The sequence below is a fragment of the Furfurilactobacillus rossiae genome (assembly GCF_013394005.1).
GTDB classification, from domain to species: Bacteria; Bacillota; Bacilli; order Lactobacillales; family Lactobacillaceae; genus Furfurilactobacillus; species Furfurilactobacillus rossiae.
The window spans coordinates 1,902,990-1,928,130 of the sequence record NZ_CP040586.1 but is presented as its reverse complement, the minus strand read 5'-3'; the positions used below and the strand labels follow the sequence as shown (position 1 = coordinate 1,928,130).

General features: G+C 43.0%; 22 protein-coding genes and 2 other annotated features. All 22 genes read left to right on the top strand.

Annotated features, from left to right (window positions below):
- Positions 1–294 precede the first annotated feature (294 nt).
- The 22 genes from tpx (at position 295) to rny (ending at position 25,034) form a co-directional block, all read left to right on the top strand.
- Positions 295–792 (top strand): thiol peroxidase, encoded by a 498-nt coding sequence (tpx, locus tag LROSL1_RS09345; protein WP_017261215.1) that lies wholly within the window; start codon positions 295–297, stop codon positions 790–792.
- 86 nt (positions 793–878) lie between these two features.
- Positions 879–1,102, top strand: a binding site (T-box leader).
- Positions 1,103–1,210: 108 nt separating this feature from the next.
- Complete coding sequence (locus LROSL1_RS09340) at positions 1,211–3,871, top strand: valine--tRNA ligase (RefSeq protein ID WP_178914421.1); 2,661 nt, start codon at positions 1,211–1,213, stop codon at positions 3,869–3,871.
- Positions 3,872–4,051: 180 nt separating this feature from the next.
- Complete coding sequence (locus LROSL1_RS09335; protein ID WP_178914420.1) at positions 4,052–5,383, top strand: bifunctional folylpolyglutamate synthase/dihydrofolate synthase; 1,332 nt, start codon at positions 4,052–4,054, stop codon at positions 5,381–5,383.
- A 51-nt stretch (positions 5,384–5,434) separates the two neighbouring features.
- Positions 5,435–5,911 carry a JAB domain-containing protein gene (locus tag LROSL1_RS09330; protein WP_017261212.1) on the top strand — a complete coding sequence of 159 codons (477 nt, stop codon included), beginning with the start codon at positions 5,435–5,437 and terminating at the stop codon, positions 5,909–5,911.
- 127 nt (positions 5,912–6,038) lie between these two features.
- Positions 6,039–7,052 (top strand): rod shape-determining protein, encoded by a 1,014-nt coding sequence (locus LROSL1_RS09325; RefSeq protein ID WP_017261211.1) that lies wholly within the window; start codon positions 6,039–6,041, stop codon positions 7,050–7,052.
- 178 nt (positions 7,053–7,230) lie between these two features.
- Positions 7,231–8,079, top strand: a complete 849-nt coding sequence (gene mreC / locus LROSL1_RS09320) for a rod shape-determining protein MreC (RefSeq protein WP_178914418.1) — start codon at positions 7,231–7,233, stop codon at positions 8,077–8,079.
- Between the two features lie 14 nt (positions 8,080–8,093).
- On the top strand, positions 8,094–8,621 hold the full coding sequence (gene mreD, locus LROSL1_RS09315) for a rod shape-determining protein MreD (protein ID WP_161004272.1): 528 nt from the start codon (positions 8,094–8,096) through the stop codon (positions 8,619–8,621).
- A gap of 82 nt (positions 8,622–8,703) precedes the next feature.
- Positions 8,704–8,935 (top strand) — a binding site (T-box leader).
- A gap of 201 nt (positions 8,936–9,136) precedes the next feature.
- Positions 9,137–9,784 (top strand): amino acid ABC transporter permease, encoded by a 648-nt coding sequence (locus LROSL1_RS09310; RefSeq protein ID WP_178914417.1) that lies wholly within the window; start codon positions 9,137–9,139, stop codon positions 9,782–9,784.
- A gap of 12 nt (positions 9,785–9,796) precedes the next feature.
- Positions 9,797–10,435: an amino acid ABC transporter ATP-binding protein gene (locus LROSL1_RS09305; RefSeq protein ID WP_017261207.1), complete on the top strand. Its 639-nt coding sequence runs from the start codon at positions 9,797–9,799 to the stop codon at positions 10,433–10,435.
- A 44-nt stretch (positions 10,436–10,479) separates the two neighbouring features.
- Positions 10,480–11,337, top strand: a complete 858-nt coding sequence (locus LROSL1_RS09300) for an amino acid ABC transporter substrate-binding protein (protein WP_017261206.1) — start codon at positions 10,480–10,482, stop codon at positions 11,335–11,337.
- 229 nt (positions 11,338–11,566) lie between these two features.
- On the top strand, positions 11,567–12,829 hold the full coding sequence (gene yfmF / locus LROSL1_RS09295) for an EF-P 5-aminopentanol modification-associated protein YfmF (RefSeq protein ID WP_178914416.1): 1,263 nt from the start codon (positions 11,567–11,569) through the stop codon (positions 12,827–12,829).
- A 56-nt stretch (positions 12,830–12,885) separates the two neighbouring features.
- Complete coding sequence (gene yfmH, locus LROSL1_RS09290) at positions 12,886–14,208, top strand: EF-P 5-aminopentanol modification-associated protein YfmH (protein ID WP_178914415.1); 1,323 nt, start codon at positions 12,886–12,888, stop codon at positions 14,206–14,208.
- 104 nt (positions 14,209–14,312) lie between these two features.
- Positions 14,313–15,245, top strand: a complete 933-nt coding sequence (locus tag LROSL1_RS09285; RefSeq protein ID WP_178914414.1) for a helix-turn-helix domain-containing protein — start codon at positions 14,313–14,315, stop codon at positions 15,243–15,245.
- A 21-nt stretch (positions 15,246–15,266) separates the two neighbouring features.
- Positions 15,267–15,851: a CDP-diacylglycerol--glycerol-3-phosphate 3-phosphatidyltransferase gene (gene pgsA, locus LROSL1_RS09280; RefSeq protein ID WP_017261202.1), complete on the top strand. Its 585-nt coding sequence runs from the start codon at positions 15,267–15,269 to the stop codon at positions 15,849–15,851.
- Positions 15,852–16,005: 154 nt separating this feature from the next.
- On the top strand, positions 16,006–17,256 hold the full coding sequence (locus tag LROSL1_RS09275) for a competence/damage-inducible protein A (RefSeq protein ID WP_178914413.1): 1,251 nt from the start codon (positions 16,006–16,008) through the stop codon (positions 17,254–17,256).
- 90 nt (positions 17,257–17,346) lie between these two features.
- Positions 17,347–18,468, top strand: a complete 1,122-nt coding sequence (recA, locus tag LROSL1_RS09270) for a recombinase RecA (protein WP_178914412.1) — start codon at positions 17,347–17,349, stop codon at positions 18,466–18,468.
- A 173-nt stretch (positions 18,469–18,641) separates the two neighbouring features.
- On the top strand, positions 18,642–19,400 hold the full coding sequence (locus tag LROSL1_RS09265; protein ID WP_017261199.1) for an ABC transporter ATP-binding protein: 759 nt from the start codon (positions 18,642–18,644) through the stop codon (positions 19,398–19,400).
- 13 nt (positions 19,401–19,413) lie between these two features.
- Positions 19,414–21,216: an FtsX-like permease family protein gene (locus tag LROSL1_RS09260; RefSeq protein WP_178914411.1), complete on the top strand. Its 1,803-nt coding sequence runs from the start codon at positions 19,414–19,416 to the stop codon at positions 21,214–21,216.
- Positions 21,217–21,325: 109 nt separating this feature from the next.
- Positions 21,326–21,721, top strand: coding sequence for a GntR family transcriptional regulator (locus LROSL1_RS09255; RefSeq protein ID WP_017261197.1), 396 nt, complete (start codon positions 21,326–21,328; stop codon positions 21,719–21,721).
- The gene (locus tag LROSL1_RS09250; RefSeq protein ID WP_178914410.1) at positions 21,693–22,550 is read left to right on the top strand and encodes an ATP-binding cassette domain-containing protein; all 858 of its coding nucleotides are present in this window, start codon (positions 21,693–21,695) and stop codon (positions 22,548–22,550) included. Before LROSL1_RS09255 ends, LROSL1_RS09250 begins: the two co-directional genes overlap by 29 nt.
- Positions 22,540–23,328, top strand: a complete 789-nt coding sequence (locus tag LROSL1_RS09245) for a hypothetical protein (RefSeq protein WP_178914409.1) — start codon at positions 22,540–22,542, stop codon at positions 23,326–23,328. The genes LROSL1_RS09250 and LROSL1_RS09245 overlap by 11 nt, the downstream gene beginning before the upstream one ends.
- A 143-nt stretch (positions 23,329–23,471) precedes the next feature.
- A complete protein-coding gene (gene rny / locus LROSL1_RS09240) occupies positions 23,472–25,034 on the top strand; it encodes a ribonuclease Y (protein WP_017261194.1) in 1,563 nt (520 codons plus the stop codon).
- Positions 25,035–25,141 lie beyond the last annotated feature (107 nt).

The window sequence follows — 25,141 nt, the reverse complement described above, 5'->3', positions numbered from 1 at the left end:
GACGTTTAAACTTCAAATTAAACTGTTACAAATCTGATCCATTCCCCAAGTTCGGGAATGGGTCAGTTTTAGGTTAATGTTCGTTCTCAAATCGGGCTTTGTCACAGTTCTTTTTACGACAATTGCTAAAATCAGGTCAGCACTATTTATTAATCTTTGTAAATCGAGACTGAAATTTAAAGTGCCAGTCCTTTACTTAACGGGGAAATGGTTTAGAATAAGGCTCAACGAACACCTTATGACCGTAATTTGTGGTGCTTTGTGAGTGAATTTAAATAGACAGGAGTGGTTCTTGTGGAAATCGTTGCAGATGACAATAAAGTACAGCTGGTCGGTGAACCGCTGGCCGTTGGGGATGCGCTACCGCATTTTAAATTATTTGATGAAGATGGCAATAAGGTCAAAATGGCTGAATTGTTGGGCAAACCACTGGTCATTAGCGTGGTACCAGATTTGAACACGCCAGTATGTTCTGTGCAAACCAAGAAATTTAATCAGCAGGCTGATTATCATCAAAATGTTCGTTTTGTGACCGTTTCGAAGAATACACCGTTGGAACAGAAAAACTGGTGTGCGGCTGAAGGTGTGACAAATTTATCTGTGTTGTCAGATGAGGAAGAATCGTTCGGTTATGCGACGAATCTGCTGGTTCCCGATTTAGATGTGCTTGCGCGAGCCGTTTACGTAATGGATGCAGAGGGCAAAGTCGTCTATCGCCAAGTTGTTCCTAACATTGGTCAGGAGCCTGATTATTTGGCCGCTTTAGATGCACTAGAACAGTTTGAAAAATAGTCCGCTTTAATTGTGAGATGGAAAACCATCTTGACGGTCAATGATGGACAGTTTATGATAAAAAATATTAAAGATGTTTGAAAACGAATAATGCATTGAACAAGAGAGTAGTGAATCGTGGTTTTATAGCAAGCTGGTGTTGATGGAAGACCGGTAAACGACGTGTAGCGAAAGTAGCTTGTTGGCAGGTTTGCTGAATCCGCTTGAGTGATGAGCGTTAGTAGGTGAATTCGGGTTACGTCCGTTAAACCGTGCTTGAGTGGGGTAGCATTACCCAATTTAGGTGGTACCGCGATAAATCGTCCTAATTTCTGTATGGAAATTAGGGCGTTTTTTCGTTTGAAGGCATAACAAGTTGCTTTCACCACACGTTGATAACATGACTTAAAAATTATGATGAGTTGAAAGGAATGATTACATGGCAACTAAAGATTTACCGACTAAATATGATCCACGTGCCGTTGAGAATGGTCGCTATCAAAAATGGCTGGATGCAGGATTATTTAAGCCATCTGGCGACAAAAAGGCCAAGCCTTATTCGATTGTTTTGCCACCACCAAACGTGACGGGGAAGCTTCATCTAGGTCACGCTTGGGATACCGCCCTGCAAGATATGCTGGTCCGTTACAAACGAATGGAAGGCTACGACACATTGTGGGTTCCTGGTATGGATCACGCTGGTATTGCCACGCAAGCAAAGGTTGAGGCCCGTTTGCGTGAACAAGGAATTTCTCGTTACGATCTTGGTCGCGAAAAGTTCGTGGAACAAGTTTGGGACTGGAAGGACGAATATGCTGCTACCATCCATAAGCAATGGGCTAAGTTAGGTCTGTCCATGGATTACAGTCGCGAACGGTTTACACTTGATGAAGGTCTTTCTAAGGCTGTTCGTAAGGTGTTTGTTGATTTGTATAACAAGGGTTTGATCTATCGTGGTGAATACATTATTAACTGGGATCCACAAGCCCGCACAGCGTTGTCTGATATTGAAGTTATCCACAAGGACGATAAGGGTGCTTTCTACCACGTTAAGTATCCATTCACGGATGGCACGACGTATGAAGGCAAGGATTACATCGAAATCGCGACGACTCGTCCTGAAACAATGTTTGGTGACGTTGCTGTTGCCGTCCATCCAAGTGACGAACGGTATAAGGAATTAGTTGGCAAACACATTAAGGTGCCATTAGTTGACCGCGAGATTCCGATTATTGCAGATGAATACGTTGACCCTGAGTTTGGAACTGGGATGGTTAAAATTACGCCTGCTCATGATCCAAATGACTTTCTGGTAGGTAACCGTCATAATCTCAAACGGATCAATACCATGAATGAGGACGCAACGTTAAACGAAAATGCCGGTAAGTATAACGGGATGGATCGTTTTGACGCTCGTAAGGCCATTGTTCAAGACTTGCAGGACGGTGGCTGGATGCTAAAGATTGACCCAATCGTGCACTCAGTTGGTCACTCAGAACGGACCGGTGTGCAGGTTGAAGCCCGTCTTTCAACCCAGTGGTTTGTCAAGATGAAGCCATTGGCAGAACAGGCATTGAATCACCAAAAAACGGACGATAAGGTCACATTCTGGCCTTCACGGTTTGAAGATACCTATGAACAGTGGATGAATAACGTTCACGACTGGGTTATTTCCCGTCAGCTATGGTGGGGACATCGAATTCCAGCTTGGTATAATAAGCAGACTGGTGAAACGTATGTTGGTATGGAAGCACCGAAGGATGAAGAAAACTGGACACAAGATCCAGATGTTTTGGATACTTGGTTCAGCTCCGGTTTGTGGCCGATGACGACCATGGGGTGGCCAGATACTGATAATCCAGATTTCAAACGGTATTTCCCGACTGATGATTTGGTTACTGGTTACGATATTATTTTCTTCTGGGTATCCAGAATGATGTTTGAATCAGTTGAATTTACTGGCAAACGGCCGTTTAAGAATGTGCTGATGCATGGTTTGATGCGGGATAATCAAGGTCGTAAAATGAGTAAGTCACTTGGCAATGGGATCGATCCAATGGATGTCATTGATAAGTACGGTGTCGATGCCATGCGCTGGTTCTTGGCTAACGGTTCAACGCCAGGTCAAGATGTTCGCTATGATACGACCAAACTCGATGCAGCATGGAATTTCATTAACAAGATTTGGAATGCCAGTCGTTACGTCATTATGAATTTGGGCGACATGGAGAAACCGGTTTTGCCAGAAAAAGCAAACTGGAATTTGGCGGACCGGTGGATTTTGAGCCGGTTGAACCAAACAGTTGCCGATGTTCACCGTTTATTTGATAAGTTTGAATTTGGTGAAGTTGGCCGTGCACTTTATAATTTCATTTGGAATGACCTGTGTGACTGGTACATTGAAATGACCAAGGAAGTGCTTAACGGGGATGACGAAGCTGCTAAGAAGAACACTCAAAATGTCTTGGGTTATGTTCTTGACCAGACGCTACGTTTGATGCATCCGTTGATGCCATTCGTAACGGAGGAGCTGTGGCAGGACATGCCGCATGAGGGTGAATCAATCATGGTGGCGGACTACCCAGTTGTTCACGATGACTTTGATGATGCCAAAGCTGAAACTGATATGGGCCGCTTAATTGAGTTGATTACTGCAGTCCGTAATATTCGTGGTGAAGCCAACGCACCGATGAGTAGTGCCGTTGAACTGCTGATTAAGACCAATAATCCAGAATTGAAGACACTGTTTGAAACAAATCGTGATTTTGTGGATCGGTTCTGTCACCCGAGTGATTTGCAGATTGGACCAGATGTTGTAGCGCCAAAACTGGCCATGTCAGCCATCATTTCTGATGCGGAAGTTTACATTCCGTTAGCTGAATTGATTAACTTGGATGATGAAATTGCGCGTCTTGAAAAAGAAGTCGCAAATTTGCAGAATGAAGTAACTCGTTCCGAAAAGAAACTGGGTAATGAACGCTTCGTTGCTAATGCGCCAGAAGCAGTTGTCGCTGAAGAGCGAAGTAAGCAAGCTGATTGGCAACAAAAACTGACAGCAGCCACGAGTCGTTTGGCAGAAGTTAAAGCTAGTCGTAATTAAATAAACGCTCTGTCACCAACATTGGATTGAAAATTAGTCAATTAAAAAAGACGCCGTTCTGTTAACTTGAGCCAAGGCAATAAGTTAACAGAACGGCGTTTTGTATGCTTTTCGCATGTCTAGCATAGTCGTTGGTGTATGATAACAAGTAGACAAATTGAGAATGAGTGGGGCACTGACATGGTTAACACATATGAAGAGGCTGTGGCTTATATTCATGGCCGATCAAAGTTTAAAAAATCACCAACACTAGATCGCATGAGATTGTTTTTGGAACGGTTAAACCATCCTGAAACGGATATCCAGATGGTCCATATTGTCGGCACAAACGGAAAGGGATCTACACTAACCTTTTTGCGCAATTTATTACAGGCAGATGGGCTGAGCGTGGGCAGTTTCACGTCACCGTATTTGGTTCGTTTCAATGAGCGAATTAGTGTGGATGGTGAGCCTATCAGTGATGCAGATATTCTACGACTGGTTCAAATCATTCAACCAGTTGAAGCAAAGTTAGACGAAGAACTGCCTGAGGGTGGACCGACAGAGTTTGAAACGCTGACTGCCATGATGCTGCTCTACTTTGCTGAAGGACATGCTGATATTGTTCTGGTAGAAGCTGGTCTTGGTGGTCGCTTTGACTCTACCAATGTAATCACACCGCTATTGTCGGTTATCACAACCATTGGTTTGGACCATATGAAAATGTTGGGTGACACGGTTAGTAAAATTGCTTGGCAGAAAGCCGGCATCGCGAAGCCTAATGTCCCGATGATCACTGGAAACATTACTGACGACGGCGCGTTGTCCGTTATTCGTGAGGTTACTACAAAAACAGGCACTCCGTGGTTTGCCATGAATCGCGATTATCAGATTCACTATCAGTCGGTTCAGGGCTGGCAGGAACGGTTTAGTTTTGATGGCTTTGATCAACATTTAAAGGATTTGGCAATTAGCATGCTGGGTCGTTATCAAAGTGACAACGCGGCCACAGCACTAGCGGCTTATCTAAAATTGCATCAATTACAACAACTGCCAGTATCAGTCAAGAGTATTCGTGATGGTCTCAACACTGCCTTTTGGGCAGGGCGTTTTGAAAAATTGAACGACCAGCCCTTGGTGGTGATTGACGGTGCGCATAATGAGCCAGCCGTTGATGAGCTTGCTGAGCTAATCAAAACTCATTTTGGACAACAAAGTGTGACCATTATTTTTGCTGTTTTGGCAGATAAAGCTTATGAAAAGATGTTACCGACGCTGGCGGCACTGCCAAACGTGCATTTAGTGTTGACCCATTTCGCCGGTCCGAACGCAAAGCGGAATGCGGCCGATTTAGACGCGCTGGAAGCTAGTTTAAAACAGCCTGTGCCCAAGTTCGATAACTGGCAAGTGGCAATTGCACAAACGGCAGGAGGCCTGTCCGCCGATGATGTTTTGATTATTACGGGGTCGTTATACTTCATTTCTGATGTGCGCCATTTATTTACAGATAATGACGAAGTGGCGAACAATTGAGACTCAATTTGCGTATGTTAAGTCAACGTCATAATTTGGAGGTTGGCAAACATGAAACAAATTGGTACAAAGACAGAAGGACAGACAAAATTAACAATTGGCACTCAAGCAGGATCCAGTCGCACGGTCGGGATTGCGTTAAGCGATGAAATGAGCGATTTGCGCCAGGAAACGTTATTGCTACTGGCACTGAACGTTAAAAATCAGGTTGTTGCTCGGTGCGAAGTTTTTCGTGGAACGGTGGATGCATGTGTCGCACATCCTCGTGATGTGTTTTATCAGGCGATTGTCGCTAATGCGGCGAGGGTGATCGTTGCACATAACCATCCAAGTGGTCTGGCCAAGCCATCACCAAGTGATCAAGAATTTGGTCAGCGCCTGTGGTTGGCCGGTCAGCTACTTGGTATTGAGCTACTAGATTGTTTTATTGTAGGTCGTCATAGTTATTTCAGCTTTGGCGAGCACGATCTCTTTAATGCCGTGACATTACCGGAAATTTTGGCTGAAAAAGATACGGCTACGTCCTGATTCGGTTTGTTTAAGGAAGAATAAAAATCTTGATAACAGTGGAAACGACCTGTTTTCACTGTTTTTTCTATGGTATACTTTTTCCGATATGATTTGGCCCAAGGGTCTTTTGAAGGGAAGAAATACTGTGTTTGGATTAGGACAAAAAAACATCGGCATCGACTTGGGAACTGCCAACACACTTGTATATATTGACGGAAAGGGCATCGTTGTACGCGAGCCCTCTGTCGTTGCACGTAACACGAATACAGGTGAAGTAGTTGCAGTTGGTCAAGAAGCACGCAAGATGCTGGGTCGTACCCCCGGTAGCATTTCAGCTATTCGACCAATGAAAAACGGGGTTATTGCCGATTATGACACGACGGTAGCCATGATGAAGTATTACATTCAAAAGGCCCTCGGTCGGTCTTCTGAAAAGCCATACATCATGGTGTGTGTGCCAAGCGGGATTACTGAAGTTGAAAAGCGGGCAGTGATTGATGCTACTCGTGTGGCTGGTGCCCGTGATGCATATGTCATTGAGGAACCTTTTGCAGCCGCAATCGGTGCTGGTCTTCCTGTCATGGATCCAACTGGTAGCATGGTTGTTGACATTGGTGGTGGGACCACCGATGTTGCCACAATCTCACTTGGTGGGATTGTATCCAGTCGGTCCATTCGCATGGCTGGCGACAAACTCGATGAGTCAATTGTTGCTTTCGTTCGTCAAAAGTACAATTTATTGATTGGTGAGACGACAGCGGAAAATTTGAAGATTCAAATTGGTTCTGCTTCGGTTGAAGCTTCTGAGACCATGGATGGTGCATCTATTCGAGGCCGTGATTTGATTTCCGGTCTGCCAAAGACCATTGATGTGACCGCTGAAGATGTTGCTAAGGCAATTCACGACACCATTGTTGAAGTGATTGCAGCCATTAAGGAAACATTGGAAGAAACTTCTCCTGAAATTGCTGCAGACGTTATCGATCATGGAATTGTCTTGACCGGTGGTGGTGCGTTACTGAAGAATCTTCAGGATGTTATTTCTGAAGCAACTAAGGTGCCAGTCTTCATTGCCAACGAACCACTCGATTGTGTGGCTATTGGTACTGGTGAATCGTTGAAGAGTATTGACGTCATGAAACGGCGCAACAACCGTTAATAATTCGAAAATGTGTGGCACAAAAGCATTGGTCTTGGTCGACAGAAACAGTGTGTGAAAATGACATTGTTTTTGTCCAGACCGCGTCAACGGACGTTGAAAGTGGTTAGATAACCGCGACGCCAGCGCGTTTGTGCCACATTTTTTGATTGTGATGTTTTTAGACTTGGAGGTAACAATGCATAGATTCTTTTCAAACCGACGACTTGTCATCATCGCCGTGGGAATCATTACATGCCTGGGACTATTGACGTTATCGGTGACGGTTCGTAATCGTCGGAATACACCACCAATCATTCAACAATTCGGGAATGATGTGGCCGGTTTTGCTGACCGCGTGGTAAGTGTACCCGTTGGTGGGGTCGGTGCCGGAGTCAATTCGATTTCTCAGTTGTTAAGCACGTATGATGAAAATCAGAAGTTGAAACAACAAGTTGATCAAATGGCACAAGACAAAGTTCGTTTGCAAACAACTGAAAATGAAAACAAAGAATTACGTAGCGAAGCTAAGCTAAATAATAGCTTGATTGATTACCAGCCGATTACGGCCGGCGTTATCGCAAGAACGCCATCGGCATGGCAGAACCAATTGGTTATTGGCAAAGGTAAAACCAGTGGCATTAAGAAAAATATGCCTGTGCTTGCCGGTAAGGGATTAATTGGCCGTGTGATTGAAGTCAATCAAACCAACAGTAAGGTTGAGCTAATTTCCGATGATACCGATACTGCTAATCGGTTTGCTATTCAAGTCACTAATGCCGGTGGTGAAACGGTTAATGGTATCGTGACTGGCTATGACAAAGACAAGAATCTGCTAGAAATGGGTCAGATTACGACCAAAGTCGCCATTAAAAAGGGCGATAAAGTGACAACTAGTGGACTTGGTGGGATAACCCCCAAAGGATTGTTTGTTGGCACGATTGTTTCGACCAGTTCTGATGACTATGGTTTGGCAAATAAGGTTTACATCAAACCAGCGGGCAATCTTGGCACGGTTAACGTTGTTACAATTGCCGCAAAACAATAAATGGGGGTGATGACATGCGTGAATCAAGCTTACGCTGGACGTTTATTATTGGCCTTCTGTTAAGCGTGTTTTTAGATGGAACGATCAGCCAGCAGTTCGCCGGTCATTTATTCCGCAGTTCGGCGACGGCTGTACCAGAGATTACTACGTTGTGGTTGCTTTGTGCATCTTTCTTTGAGGATCAATATCACATGCCAACATATTGGTTTGCAGTTTTCGCTGGCGTGGTTTTTGACCTCTTTTACAGCGGTTACTGGGGCGTGTACTTATTTATTTTCCCAGTGATCGTGTGGTTAGCTCGTACTTTACGACAAGTGCTGCCTGTCAATTTATTTGCGACACTGCTGGTCGGTTTTCTAGGGTTTACCATTCAACCATTACTGAGCTGGTCGGCTTTACAAATGATTGGTGGCACTGGTACATCGTTTGCTGATTTTATGGTAATCGATCTGGCACCAACGTTGGCCCTAAATGAAGTGATTCTATTGATTTTGTATGTGCCGTTACGACAACTTTATTTGCGTGGCGCACGTGTTCAGTAATTTTTTTAATGCGTGGCATATTTAATAGGGTTGACAGAGCGTATAAAGAACACTATAGTGTTGCTAACTTAAGAATATGAATGAAATGACAATGAACGGAAGAGTAAATGACAGGCTTGTCCAGAAAGTAATCGCTGCTGTGATGATTACCCTGACTGTTGTTGAAACACATCTGTGAGTCGTTTGGCTGAATTTATGAAGTAGGTTAAACCGGTCGGTCCGTTACCCCAAGGAGTTTATAAACAAACTCGTTGAGTCAGTTACTGTGAAGTAATTGAAAGCTTGAGGTGGAACCGCGCAAACACGCCCTCTTTAGTCACTAAGATGACTAAAGAGGGCGTGTTTTTGTTTATAAACTCCGTGAGTTTATCGTCGTGAGGCGGTAGAAAAATGAGGTGGCACCACGTTAACCAACGTCCTCTAACTAGCAATTAGGCTAGTTAGGGGATTTTTTTGTGTCAAACGCAATGTGTTGTCATTAGTTTGAAAAGTTGTTCATCATAGGAGGGGTTAACATGTCGTTAACATACGTCAATCAGATTTTGCCATCATTATTTAGTGGGGCATGGATGACCATTCGTATTTTCTTTTGGACGTTGGTTGGTGCTTTACCGCTAGGTGTATTAGTTAGTATGGGACTACGTTCACGGTTTTCACCGATTCGTTGGGTGCTGAACTTTTACGTTTGGCTCATGCGTGGGACGCCGCTATTGCTTCAACTGATGTTTGTTTTTTACGGACTACCAGACGTTAATATTGTGTTTGCCCGTTATCCCGCAGCACTGTTCGCCTTTATCTTAAACTACGCCGCTTATTTTGCTGAAATCTTCCGTGGCGGTTTTGCCGGTATTGACCATGGTCAATACGAGGGTGCCCAAGTGCTCGGTCTGACTTATACTCAAACCTTACGAAAGATTGTACTGCCACAAGTTGTCAAAAGCGTTATCCCTGCTGTTGGTAATGAAGTGATCAACTTGGTCAAAGATTCATCGCTGGTTTATGTTATTGGATTAGGTGATCTACTGCGTGCCGGTAATGTGGCCTCAGCTAGAGATGTTACATTGGTTCCGCTGATCCTAGTGGGGATTATTTATCTTTTGTTGACGTTGGTTTGTACCTACGCCTTACGCGGATTAGAGAAACACTACAGTTACTATCGATAGGAGGGATCAACTATGCTGGAATTAAAAAATATCAACAAATCATTTGCACAGCGCAGAATTTTAAACGACTTTTCAATGGTTGTGCCTGACCAACAAATTGTTAGTATCGTCGGTCCCTCTGGTGCCGGAAAGACGACCTTGTTACGGTGCATCGCAGGATTAGAACGTCCAGACTCGGGCAGCTTTCTTTTAGACGGTCAACCGTTTGACCCAGTTGAAGATCGTGGAAGTGAACGTAAGATTGGTGTGGTTTTTCAAGACTTTAATTTATTTCCTAACTTGAGTGTGCTCGACAACATCATGTTAGCACCTAAAATGGTAACTGGTCTGTCAACAAAACAGGCTCATGAACAAGTTGAATCATTGGTTGAGTCGCTTGGGTTAGCTCAAGTGATCAAACAGTATCCATTTCAGCTATCTGGTGGTCAAAAACAGCGTGTTGCAATTGCGAGAGCTTTGGCTATGGAACCAGCTATTTTATGTTATGACGAGCCAACGTCAGCATTGGACCCAACGCTTCGTGATACGGTCGGTCAACTCATTTTAGACCTCAAAAAACGAGGGATTACCCAGATTGTTGTCACCCATGATCAGCAGTTTGCGGAAAAAATTGCCGATCAGGTTGTGACAGTTAAACCACTGAATGCCTAAGGCCAATGTTAGTTTGACCAGGGATAGTGGGGAGGATGAAGATAATGATTCGAAAACGAACAATAAGCAGGTATCGACGATTAGCGGCATTAGTTGTTGTCATGCTAATGGGCATTTTAGTTTTGAGCGGTTGTGAGAGCGTTGCTACCCGTGCGGATCATCAAGATACCTGGCAACATATAAAACGCCGTGGAACGGTCGTTATCGGTGTTGATGATAGTTTTGTTCCGATGGGTTTTCGCGAAAAGAATGGAAAATTGGTTGGCTACGATGTGGATCTAGCGAAGGCAACGTTTGCTCAGTATGGTCTCAAAGTAGATTTTCAAACGATTGACTGGTCCATGAAGGAAACAGAATTGCGTAATGGGACGATTGATGCAATCTGGAATGGCTATACCATAACGCCTCAACGGGCAGCCAAAGTGGCCTTTTCCCGACCGTATCTCAGAAATCGTCAGGTCTTGGTAACCAAGAGAAAACAAAATATTCGGCGATTTTCAGATATGAAAGGCAAAATCTTAGGTTTGCAAACCGGATCATCGGCCCAAACGTTAGTTAATCAAAAGCCTAAGCTATTGAAACAATACATCAAAGGATCGCCGATAACATATGACACATTTAATGACGCTTTTATTGATCTGAACGTTAACCGAATTCAGGGGTTACTGATTGATCAAGTGTACGCAGGCTATTACGTTAAGCACGAACCTAATCCGTCTGCCTATCGAACGATTGTCGGCGATTTTGCCGGGGAAGATTACGCGGTTGGCTTACGTAAGGGGGATGTCACCTTAAGGAAAAAAATCAACCAGGCGTTTGTTAAACTGGCTAAGAATGGACAACTCAGTCAGATTAACCATAAATGGTTCGGTCAGGATTCAGATTCATTAATTTCGAAGTAGTATTTAAAAGTTATTCGCGGCTTTCAACGTTCAGTTATTCTTTTAGTCATAATAAATATTAAAAAGTCGTAGGACACAAATTTGGAGACTGTGAATTTGTGTCCTACGACTTTATTTTACGATTTTTTTCGATAGTGGTTCTAGTCCAGAGGATTGTTTTTACGGGGCATTTCAGCTAGTATAAAGCAATGATGACTACACAAATTTATTTTAACGGAGGCGGCTGGAATTGAAACAAGATTTAGCAAACGGTGTTCATTTAACCGTTCTCCCAACCACACAATTTAAAACAGTTAGCGTGCTGGTATCTTTTTGCTCGCCAGTTCAATTAGCCACGTTAACGACGCGTTCATTATTGGCTGACCTATTAGAGACCAGTTCGGCAATGTACCCGACACAAACGGCGTTAGCTGCAGTACTGAGTAATATGTATGGTGCAAATTTCAATACGAACGTTACTAAAATGGGCAACTTAGCTCAGTTTCAATTCGCACTGACTTTGGCCAATGGCCGCTATTTAGAAGGACAACCTAATTTATTAGCTGACGGATTTCATTTTCTCAACGAAGTGATGTTAAATCCATTGGTTAGCACGCAAAACGGTATTACCGGCTTTGACCAACAGACGTTTGATCGACAAAAAGAAAATTTGGCCATCGCGTTACGTGCCGTCAGTGATGATAAGATGTTATACGCGCGTTTACAGGCTCAACGTTTGCATTTTGGTGACACTGCGGCTGCTTATCCCAGTGCAGGCCGGTTAGTTGACGTCGAGAGCCTAACAGCACAGTCAGTTTATAATGAATATCGGCGTATTTTGACTGACGATGAAGTGTTTATTTATGTCATGGGCGATGTGGATGCTGATGAAGTGGCAACGTTGCTTGATTCATTTGATTTAACGGATCGTCCATCGATGTCACGACAAATTACAATACCGCAGGAAACCCCTTCGAATGTCACTAGAAAAGTGGAACATCAGTCGATAACCCAAGCCAAACTTGACCTGGTTTATAATTTGCCGGTTCATTATGGTGACAATCAGTATTTTGCGGCACAGGTGTTTAACGGACTGTTTGGTGGCACGCCACTATCATTGCTGTTTACAAATGTTCGAGAAAAGAAGAGCTTGGCCTATTATGCTAATTCAGGCATTAATTTCTTTAATCAAACGTTATTGGTACAGGCAGGTATCGATGGGGAGCAGGCGGTGACTGTGCAACAGATCATTGGCGAGCAATTGGCTGATCTGGCGTCTGGAAAGTTTAGCGTGGATCGCATGAGTCAGGTTAAGGAAACGTTGATTAATCAGCGTGAGGCGGCTCAGGATGCACCACGATTGGTAGTTGGCTCTGAATTATTGGGCGACTTAACGGCTAGTCCAATGGCTGTAAGTGATTGGATTGATGGCATCAATGCTGTCACAGCTCAGGATGTTGCCGCGATTGCGCAGCAAACGAGTTTGGCAACGAGTTATTTACTTACCAAGTAACCAGCCTAAACTCAAATTGCCAATTTAAAAAGTATCTGATTGATAAGGAGACAACTGTGGAAAAACACGATTATCAGCAGTTAGGTGAAACTATTTATGAAGAAACTTTGCCCAATGGTTTATTGGTGCAGTTGCTGCCAAAGGCAGGTTTTCATAAAACGTATGCCTTAATGACAACTGACTTCGGTTCGACGGATCGAACGTTTACACCACGTGGGGCTGATGAAGCAGTAACCATTCCAGATGGGGTTGCTCATTTTTTGGAACACAAGATGTTTGAAAAGGCAGATCACGATGCATTCGATTTGTTTGGACAATATGGTGCGGATGCAAATGCCTATACGAGTTTTACACGAACCAGTTATTTGTTTGCTGCAAGTCGTCATCTCAAAGAGAATTTAAATATTCTGTTGGATTTTGTTCAAGATCCTTATTTTACCGAGGCTACTGTAGCTAAGGAAAAAGGGATTATTGGGCAAGAAATCCAAATGTATGATGATGACCCAAGCTGGCAACTATTTATGGGCATTGTGGGTAATTTATATCCGACGGAACCCGTTCATATTGATATCGCCGGAACAGTCGATTCAATTGGTCAGATTACGGCAGAACAATTAATGTCCACGTATCAAACGTTTTACCATCCAAGCAATATGAATCTATTTATCGTGGGGGCTTTTGAACCTGATTCGGTGATGACTTGGATTAAGGAAAATCAGGCAAGCAAGACATTTGAACAACCGGCTGCAATTGACCGAACGATCATTGAAAATCATGATCAAACGGAGATTCTTCCTTATCGAAGCCGCCACCTAAACGTTACCATGCCGAAGTCAATTGTGGGACTTCGTGGTTTAGATGACGTACCCAGTGGGCGCGATGGATTAAAATATAGTTTAGCTGTATCCTTGTTGCTAGATATGTTGTTTGCAGATACCAGCGAGACGTATCTGAAGCTCTACGATGCTGGCATTATTGATGATAGTTTTGACTATGATTTTTCTTTGGAACGCGGGTTCCACTTCTTGACCGTCAGCAGTGATACCGATGATCCAAACGGATTTTCAGAAGCGATTATTAATGTGTTAGAGCATGTGAGTGATTACCTTTCCGGTCAGGCAGCTATTGAAAATTTTGAATTGGTTAAGCGTGAAGCAATTGGTCATCACATTATGATGTTGAATTCAGTGGAAGCTATTGCCAATGCCTATGAGGGTAAACTATTTGATAATGCTAATTTACTTGATGAGACACAACTGTTAGAATCACTGACCTTAGCGGATGTTCAATCTTTGGCAGAAGCATTAATCAGGTCGGAAGGCATCAGTGTGTTTGATGTTTTGCCAACGGAAGATACGGAAGATCTTGAAAATTCTTAAAAAAATTCACCGTTTTTGTAATTCAATAACAGAAACAGGCTGTTATGCTATACTTAAATTCAACGTGTCATGAACGTATTCTATAAAGATGGAGTCTTTATCTTATGAGTGAGGAAACACCAACTATTGGTCAAAAGTTGCAAGAAGCCCGTAATGCGAAGGGTTTAACAATTGATGACGTTCAACAAAGTACAAAAATTCAACGTCGCTACCTCATTGCCATTGAAGACGGCAAGTTTGACGAGTTGCCAGGCGATTTTTACGTGCGAGCATTTATTAAACAATACGCTCAAGCGGTTGATTTGAACGGCGATGAGTTATTAAAAGATTACAACGATCAGTTGCCACAGGCTGCAGCAACACATGTTATGCCAGCTGATGAGGCCCCTGCAACACGGGAAAAGACGCCTCAAGTGCGCGAAAGTAACGGCACATTAGAACGGTTACGATCAATCTTGCCAATTGCATTGGTAACATTGTTAGTTGTAGTCATTCTTGGTGCCATTTGGGTGTTTGCGGTTCGTAATGGTAATAAGTCTAGTAACAATAGTCAGATTTCCAGCAGTGCAGTTAAGGTAAGCTCTTCGAAAGATACTGAATCGAGCAGTTCAAGTAGTTCTAGCAGTTCATCGAGTAGTTCAAGTTCTAGCAGTTCAAGTAGCAGTTCTAGTTCAGACAAGTCGAAGAAAAACAGCAAGGCTAAGTTAGTCTCTGTTTCTACGACGGGTGGTAACAGCACCTACCGGCTGGAAAATGCCCCTGCGACGAACAAGATTACTATTGCTGCCGACAATGCCGCATCCTGGATGCAGGTTACACCTGCAGGTAGTTCTGCACTTTATGTCGGAACCATGCAAAGCGGTAAGTCACAAACGGTCACCTTGCCTAACGGCGCAACTTCGGTTGCAGTTTCATTTGGTAATCGAACGGCAACTAAGATCCAAATCAACGGTAAAGACGTTGACATTAGTAAAGGTACTGGTAATACAGGTGTCCTGACAATTCAATTACAGGCAGCTACCAGTAAAACGAAATAACGTACAAGCAGAGGTCACATTGTGAATTTACCTAATAAATTAACGGTTTTTCGAATCATTTTGATTCCAGTTTTCTTGATTATTATGGCAGTTCCCTTTAATTGGGGCGTTGTTACGTGGGCAGGCACGAATATTCCGGTCACGAGTTTGATTGGCACGATCATCTTTATTGTTGCGTCGCTAACTGATTTCTTGGACGGTAGAATTGCTCGCGGACAGCATTTGGTTACAAACTTTGGTAAGTTTGCCGATCCACTTGCTGATAAAATGCTGGTAATGACTGCTTTTGTCATCTTAGTTGAGATGGGCAAGGCACCAGCTTGGGTTGTTGCGATTATCGTGTGCCGTGAACTTGCAATCACCGGTTTGCGGTTGTTAATTGTTGAAAACGATGGCACTGTGATGGCTGCGGCTTATCCAGGTAAAATCAAAACAACCACACAAATGTTATCGATCATTTTGTTGTTCTTGAACAATGTGTTCTTTAACAACATTCATGTACCGATGGCTGGCATTCTGCTTTATGTCTGCTTATTCTTCACTATCTATTCAGGAATTGATTACTTCGTTCAAAACCGGAGTGTCTTCAGCGATGGGTTTAAATAAATAACGATTTTTAGGACACCTTTGCAAATTGTGAAGGTGTCTTTTTAAATACTCTTTTCAATTCTTCAGGGCTACGGTTATGTGCAAACTGTTTTATAATTGAAATTGCACGAACATTTGTGACTAAAATGCGTATGTTAGGAGTGAACATCGTTTGCAAGCAGAAATTATCGCCGTTGGTACGGAAATTTTACTAGGACAGATCGACAATACGAATGCGAGTTATGTGGCCCGTGGACTAGCCGGACTGGGCATTAATGTATTTCATCAACAGGTAGTTGGTGACAATCCGGAACGTTTGGATGATGCCATTGCATTGGCGGAGCAGCGAAGTGATCTCGTTGTTGTGATGGGTGGTCTCGGACCCACGCGAGATGATTTAACCAAGCAAGTTGTTGCAAGGCATTTAGGCCGAAAATTAGTGGTTGATGAGCAGGCGCTCAATAAGATTGTCACGCATTATAAAACGACTGGCCGGTCGCTAGGTGATAACGATCGATTGCAGGCGTTGTATGTGGACGGTGGTCGTTCATTACCTAACGAAAATGGTATGGCTGTTGGTGACTTTATTCATCAGGCAAACTGGACAGACTTTTTAGTCCTGCCAGGACCGCCACGTGAATTAATCGATATGTTTGATCGAACAGTCGTGCCGATCTTAAGGGACACGTATCAAATTGAGCAGCGGCTAAAGTCCCGAGTCTTAAGGTATTTTGGAATTGGTGAAGCAGATTTGGCACGTCAATTAGATGATTTAATTGATAATCAGACGAATCCGACGTTAGCCACCTATGCTAAAAGCGGTGAAGTCACGTTGCGTTTGACCGCTAACGCCAAAGACGACCAGGTTGCTAATGCTCTGTTAGATAAAATGGAGAAGACCGTTCAAGTTCGCATTGGGCAGTACTTTTACGGCTACGGAGACGATAACGATTTGGCAACTGTGGTTGTTAATCAGCTCATTGCGCATCATTTAAGTATCACGGCAGCTGAAAGTTTAACTGCTGGGTTATTTCAGAGTACGATTGGATCGGTTCCTGGCGTTTCAGCTGTTTTTCCAGGCGGTTTTGTAACGTATGCGGCTTCTGCGAAGCATGAGCTGATTGCTGTTCCGCAGTCTGTGATTGATCAGTTTGGCGTGGTTAGCGAGCAGACAGCTATTTGGATGGCACAGCAATCTAAGAAACTGTTGCATACTGATATCGCGATTTCATTCACCGGTGTTGCAGGACCAGATGAGTTAGAGGGTCATCCTGCTGGTACAGTTTGGATTGGCTTAGCGTATCGTGACGAACCAGTGGTTGCACATGAATATCACTTTGCGGATGACCGCCAATTAAATCGTTGGCGATCTGTACTAAACGGATTGGATCTGGTTCGTCGCGCCATCAACGATCAAAACTGATGCGAACTTTTGTTCGATTTTCCTTGCTTTTTGTTCTATTACTCGGTATCATAATGACATTAGGTTATGTGATTGAAGGAGGATTTGCCCTTGGCAGATGCACGTCAGGCAGCCTTAGATGCTGCATTAAAGAAAATTGAAAAAAACTTTGGTAAGGGATCCATTATGCGTTTGGGTGAAAATGTAAACACTCAAATTTCAACGATTCCTTCCGGCTCTCTGAAACTGGACGATGCACTGGGCGTAGGTGGATACCCACGCGGGCGGATCGTTGAAGTTTATGGTCCTGAATCGTCAGGTAAGACAACAATTGCATTACATGCTGTGGCCGAAGTTCAAAAGATGGGTGGTACAGCAGCGTACATCGATGCTGAAAACGCGTTAGATGCCCAATATGCTGAAGCCTTAGGTGTCAAAGTCGATGATTTATTATTGTCTCAGCCAGACACTGGTGAACAGGGATTGGAAATTACGGATGCGTTAGTTTCCTCCGGTGCGATTGACATTGTTGTCATTGATTCAGTAGCTGCTTTAGTTCCTCGCGCTGAAATCGAAGGTGAAATGGGTGATGCTCATGTCGGCCTTCAAGCACGATTGATGTCACAGGCTTTGCGGAAACTTTCTGGAACCATTAACAAAACCAAGACCATCGCAATCTTTATCAATCAGATTCGTGAAAAAGTTGGTGTGATGTTTGGTAATCCAGAAACGACACCGGGTGGACGGGCACTTAAGTTTTATGCCACAATTCGCCTAGAAGTACGTCGAGCTGAGCAGATTAAAGATGGCACTGAAGTAAAGGGGAACCGTACTAGAATTAAGGTTGTTAAGAACAAGGTAGCTTCACCATTCCGTGTTGCGGAAGTCGACATTATGTACGGACACGGCATTTCTCAATCAGGTGAGTTGCTGGACATGGCGGTTGACAAGGATATTGTTGACAAGTCTGGTGCTTGGTACTCTTATGATGGTGAACGGATCGGTCAAGGCCGGGAAAATGTTAAGGCTTATCTAGAGGCCGATGAGCATCAAGCAATGCGGCAAGAAATCTATGATAAAGTGCGTAAGGCATATAACATGGACGGAAACGCCGACGATGAGGATGCGGAATCTGCTGAAAACGGTACGAAAGACGCTAAGACAGCAAAAACATCATCCAATAAGACGACTAAGTCTTCAGCAAAGGGTAGCGAAACAACGCTAGATGTTTAGTTGGACGGCTTTGCACTTAGAAATGAGATGCTTTAAATTTAATTAAATCAATCATTTTTTAAAGACGCTGATATTATCAGCGTCTTTTTTTGCGAAAAAAGTTGACTTTTGTCTTAACTACATATACAGTTAGTTACATAAGTAATTAACCACATAAGCAGCGGAGGAAAATCATGCAAAAAACACCAGTAGTTTCAGTTAGTGGGTTACACAAAACCTATGGGCGTAAGAATGAACAACAATATGAAGCTTTAAAGGGAATTAATTTTACGATCGATGAAGGCGAATTTGTTGGCATTATGGGAGCCTCAGGGTCGGGTAAAACAACGCTACTTAACTTACTGTCCACACTTGACACGCCGACGAGTGGCAGTGTGGAGGTAAATGGGCAAGATATAACCGGGTTCAAGGGAAAAGCATTGTCAGACTTCCGTTCAGAAGAAATCGGTTTTATCTTTCAGGACTTCAATCTTTTAGAGAGTTTGACGGCTAAAGAAAACATTGCTTTGCCCTTATCACTTCAAGGGGTAAAGAAAGTGGAAATTTCAAAAGCGGTTAAAGAAGTGGCCACAACATTGTCGATTGAAAACTTGTTATCTAAATATCCTACAGAACTGTCAGGGGGTCAAAAACAGCGCGTAGCGGCAGCCAGAGCGATTGTTCATCGTCCCGCAATCATTATGGGGGATGAACCAACTGGGGCCTTAGATTCAAAGTCTGCGCGTGATTTACTAGATTTAATGACAGATATTAATAAAAACCAACATGTTTCTGTCCTATTGGTCACACATGATCCATTTTCAGCCAGTTTTTGTGACCGGATATTGTTCATTCAAGACGGTCAAATTGGTCAGGAATTAAAAAAAGCTGACAATAATCGCCAAACTTTTTATCAAGAAATTCTGAACCAATTGGGTACTTTTGAACAGTAAGCGGGGGAATGACATGTTAACTAAATTATCATTAGCAGGAATTAAAAATCGGTTTAAAGATTACTTAGTTTTACTTACTGGTCTTATTATCTCAGCAGCTGTTTTTTACATGTTTGCCAATTTGGCGACAAATCGTGAATTCGTTAAATCCAATACTCAAATTTCCATGGCCTCACAAGTTTTTATCTTTGGAATGATTTTGCTGATTCTGATTACAATCGTGTACATTGCCTATGCAAATTCTTTTTTGTTAAGCATGCGACAACATGATTATGGTTTATTTATGATGTTGGGTGCTAAAAAGAATCGAATTGGCGAACTGGTTTTTATTGAGACGTTACTGATTGGTGTGATTTCCACCATCGTTGGGATTGTTTTAGGGATAGGTATGAGTATGGGACTATCCCAAATTTTGTTTAATCAATTGGGACTGACTGTGCATCATTTCAATGCTCTTTATTGGCCAGCAATTGTGACCACAATTTGTCTGTATGTTGGTTTGTTTCTCGTATCTGGCCTCTTCAATTTAGCTAAATTGGTTAGAACGCCAGTGCTTAAATTGTTACACATAGATGATGAGGTTTCTCTACCTAAAAGACGACCATTAGTGCAATTAACGGAAATTGTGGCAGGACTTTTGCTACTGGCAATTGGATACATTGCTATGGCCAAAATCATGACGTTGCAACTGTTGGCTGTTCCACTAGCACTAGTGACGATCACACTTGGTAGCTATTTGCTATTTAGTGCAGTTATTGTCGGTGCTGTTGAATTGCTGAAGCAAACAAATTTTGCTAACAAAAAATTGCATAATTTTACATTAGCTCAAATTATGTTTAGAGTTCGTAGCTATACGCGAATTCTGACCATTGTATCGTTATTATTTGCTTTAGCGCTAGGGGCAATTAGTGTCGGCGCGGGTTTTCAACGGCAGGCACCGCAGATGGCAAGATCGACTAGTGCCTATACAATGGCTATAAATGATATGGACAAAAAGGAACATCATTTGGTCAATCAGTTGAACGATACGCACACACTCACCTATTCTCAAAAGATTATTGGCAACACAGTTTACTATAACGAACAAGAATTTGTTGATCATCCTTTGCCAATGTTGAAAAGTCGTCAGGCCTTAAACAACGGTTCACTCAAGACACTATCTATTGCTCAATTTAAAAAGGTGGCCTTGGATGATATGGATTTCACCGGACTGGTCCCGAAGATTGGTCAACAGAAAAGTGAGTTTGCAACTCAAAGAAATTTTGCAAATTTAAACACGGCAACTACTCACACGGTTACTATCATTCGCTTAAATAACGTTCTAGCCCAACGAAAAATTTTGGATCGTTTAGAAAAAATGCAGCAGCAACGTTTTCCGGCACCAGCTATGGCGACAGTGGGTGGCTTTCAAACCTATAAAATGTTTAATGCTCTCTTTAGTGGCTTAGAATTCATGGGATTTTTCCTCGGCTTTGCCTTTTTAGCGATGCTTGCTAGTTGCCTGATGTTTAAGATCTTGTCTGGTGCAAACAAAGATGTTGTTCGCTACAATATGCTTAACCGGATCGGAACTAGACGGGCGTTGATGAAGCAGGCAGTGCGAGGTGAAATTTTGACGCTGTTTGCACTGCCAGGCGTTTTGGGCATTGTTGATGTTCTATTTGGATTACAGATGTTTAAACCGCTGATGTATCATCCCTATGAAATGACAGGGTGGTCGATTTTGATTTTCTGTATTCTGTACGGTGTTTATTATGGAATCACGACATTAATCTATGAACGGCTGGTGATTCCTAAAGAACAGATGAACGGCTAATCGATTAAAAAGCCAATTTTAGGTTAACTGCTTGATTGACGGAGCAACGGACAATCGCGTATCCTTATCTTGCTAACACATTAAAGAAAGCTAAGGCTGGAGAAAAAACATGCACTTTGACTTTGATGGCAATACGCCACTTTATTTACAAGTGGCAGAACAAATTGAAGAAGCCATTTTAACGAATGGTTTTAAGTCCGGGGAACAAGTGCCGTCAACGACCGAGATTTCCAGGGAATTTCACATTAACCCTGCAACCGTGTTAAAGGGTATGAATATTTTGGTCAACGACGAGATTATTGAGAAGCGTCGCGGACTTGGCATGTTTGTATTGGAAGGTGCACGTGAGCGGATTACGGACAAACGGCGTACCCAATTTTATGACGACAACATTCAGCCACTGATTAACGCCGCTAGGCAAATCGGTCTTTCGGAAGCTGTTTTGGCAGAGATGATTAAACGGGGGTATGCAGATAATGGCACTGATAATCAAAAAATTGACTAAGCACGCAGGGCGTAAAATGCTCCTTCACAGTGCCAATTTAACGTTCGAACCGGAAACAATTTATGGCCTACTGGGTCGTAACGGGGCGGGTAAAAGTACTTTATTAAATATGATTGCTGATCGAATTCCGCGGTCAAGTGGTGAAATCACGATTGACGGTCAATCAGTTCACGAAAATGATCATGTTTTACAACGACTCTTTTTGGCCAGCGAAGATAACCTTTATCCTGCTCGTGAACGAGTAAATAACTTATTTAAGATTACGAAGCAACTGTATGGCGAATTCGATGTTGACTATGCTGAATACTTAGCTAAAGCATTTGGGTTAAATACGCGAACTAGTTTTGGTCGCTTATCAACAGGCTACCGAACTATATTTAAGGACATCGTCGCACTTTGCGTGCCGGCAGATTACATCATGTTAGATGAGCCAGTCCTTGGTCTTGATGCCGGACATCGTGAACTGTTTTACCGCGAGTTGATAACCACATACGCGGACCGCCCACGAACCTTTATTATTGCGACCCATTTGATTGAGGAAGTTGAAACGATCCTAAATAACGTGATTGTGATTAATCAGGGGCAAATTAAATTGGCTGAGCCTGTCGAGGCACTGATGGCCCGATCGTATCGTTTAGCCGGGCCAAGCGATGCAATGGCAATGTTCTTGCCTAGTGTTAAAGTGCTGTCGCAAAGTTCATTTGGGCATGAAACGAGAGCAATTGTAACGATGATTGGCTCGCCGGCATTACCAGAGGGAATTGCTAAACAGTCTTTGAGCTTGCAGGATCTGTTTGTGGCATTAACGGAGGATAGTCATGAAGATTAAACCAGTTTATCAATTTCGTCTTCGGCGTGATGCAAAATTATTGGGATGGGGTTATTTAGCTTCGTTCGTTGGCTTGTGGTTTATTCCATTTTTGATCAGATGGATGACCAGTGGCTTTAAAGCAGCGCTACCACTCAAACCGTATCTCGCAACTAATGCTTTAGAGTCGATCATGGTCTTGTTTCTCTTTGTAGTTGGCGCACTTGTTTATCAGGGATTTGAATTATTCATCCAAAATGGTATTTCACGGCGTACCTACTGGACGGGGAAATTGCTGAGCCTGATGACAATTGCTGTTGGTATTTCCGTTATCAATGTTTTATATCGGCTATTGGTAGCACAGCCACTAGGGATGCGAACGTTTGAAAGCACAGGTCGCGCAGAATTTGGTCACTTCATTCAGCATGGCAATATTGATATTTTTTGGTTTTGGATTCGTGCACTGAGTACGTTGACGTTAGCGCTGACACTCGGTATGCTCGTTGGCGCTGTGTTGGGGTTAATGACAACTAGGTGGAAGATTATTACATTCATTGCTGCGCCGATTATTGGTCTTGGCCTACTGACATTCATTTTGTACGCTGGTACAAATGGTGGCCAACCGATTTCCTTCACATCAACCTGGTTGGGAAGTTTATTCCGGGTGATGTATGGATTTGATGGCTATATTCGATATCAACATCCGTTAAATTTAGTTGTAACAAACTTTATTTTGAGTGCAATCTGTTTGGCTGTTAGTTACAGTTTTAACCGTTTGCTACGCCTAAAACGAGTTTAATGGGGACAAACGTTAGCCATCGTTTATTGACAGCTTGCTCGTTTATCAGTAAACTGAAACTGTGTAAATAATCAATTTAACATCTTACAAGTTTGCGGCTGGCTTAACGGTCAGCCATTTTTGATGAAGGGCGGGAATTAAATATGGTTTACGTTGTAACCATAATCCTCGTGCTCATCGCTATTATTGCCGGTCTGTATGGTGGACTTGCCATTGCCAAGAAGCGTCACGAACGCGATATTGACAATGCCAACAATTCTGCCGCAGCCATCCTTAAAAAAGCTCACCAGGATGCAAAAACCGCTAAAAAAGAGGCTTTACTTGAGGCTCGCGAAGAGAACCACAAGTACCGAACGGACGTTGAAAATGAATTAAAGGATCGACGTGCGGAGGTTCAAAAGCAAGAAGATCGGTTATTGCAACGTGAAGAAGCTCTGGATCGCAAAGATAATACGTTCGAAAAGCGTGAAGCGCAATTGACACGCAAAGAAGACAAGTTAACTAGTGATCGGGATGCACTGAAACAGCAACAGCAAGAAGCAGCAGACCTCATCGATAAGCGACAACAAGAAGTTGAACGAGTGGCGGCTTTGTCTCAAGACGAAGCACGAGATTTAGTTATTCAGGAAACAAAGGATCAGTTGGCTCATGAACGAGCCGTACTGATTAAAGAAAGTGAAGAAGAGGCCAAGATCTCTGCTGATAAGGAAGCTAAGAATCTGATTGTTGCTGCCATTCAGCGGAGTGTTGCAGACACCGTCTCTGATAATACGGTGACGGTCGTTACATTGCCGAATGATGACATGAAAGGCCGAATCATTGGTCGTGAGGGCCGTAACATTCGGACACTTGAAACGTTAACTGGAATTGACCTCATTATTGACGATACACCGGAAGCAGTTGTGCTGAGTGGGTTTGATCCCGTTCGTCGTGAAATTGCTAAGTTGGCGTTGGAGAAATTGATTGCTGATGGTCGGATTCATCCGGCTAGAATTGAAGAAATGGTTGAAAAAGCACGCAAGGAAATGGATGATAAAATCCGTGAAATTGGTGAGCAAACCGTCTTTGATTTAGGCATTCGAGCCATGAATCCTGATTTGATCAAGACAATTGGCCGAATGAACTACAGAACCAGTTATGGTCAAAATGTTTTGAACCACTCTATTGAAGTTGCTAAGTTGACCGCTGTGATGGCGGCTGAACTTGGTGAGGATGTTGCGTTAGCTAAGCGCGCAGGATTATTACACGATATTGGTAAGGCCGTGGATCATGAAGTTGAAGGATCTCACGTTGAATTAGGGGTTGAATTGGCAACTAAGTACCATGAAAACCCAGTTGTTATTAACACAATTGCTTCCCACCATGGTGATGTTGAACCAACATCGATCATTGCCGTCTTGGTTGGGGCTGCGGATGCCATTTCCTCAGCAAGACCGGGTGCACGTTCCGAATCGCTTGAAAATTATATTCAACGTTTGAAACAGTTGGAAGAAATTGCCAATCGTCATGATGGTGTGGCACAGAGTTATGCCATTCAGGCAGGCCGTGAAGTACGGGTTATCGTTAAGCCTCAGGATATCGATGATCTTCAAGCAACGGTCATTGCTCGTGACATTAAGAATGAAATTGAAAACGATCTTGAATACCCTGGTCATATTAAAGTGACCGTTATTCGGGAAACGAGAGCTGTTGAGTACGCTAAATAAGTGACTTAATGGGTATAAAACGACACTTAGCCGAGAGTTGGCTGATGTCGTTTTTCTTTGCAGTTAAACATTGTTTTTAGTAGGGACCACGTGTTCGAATCAACCCA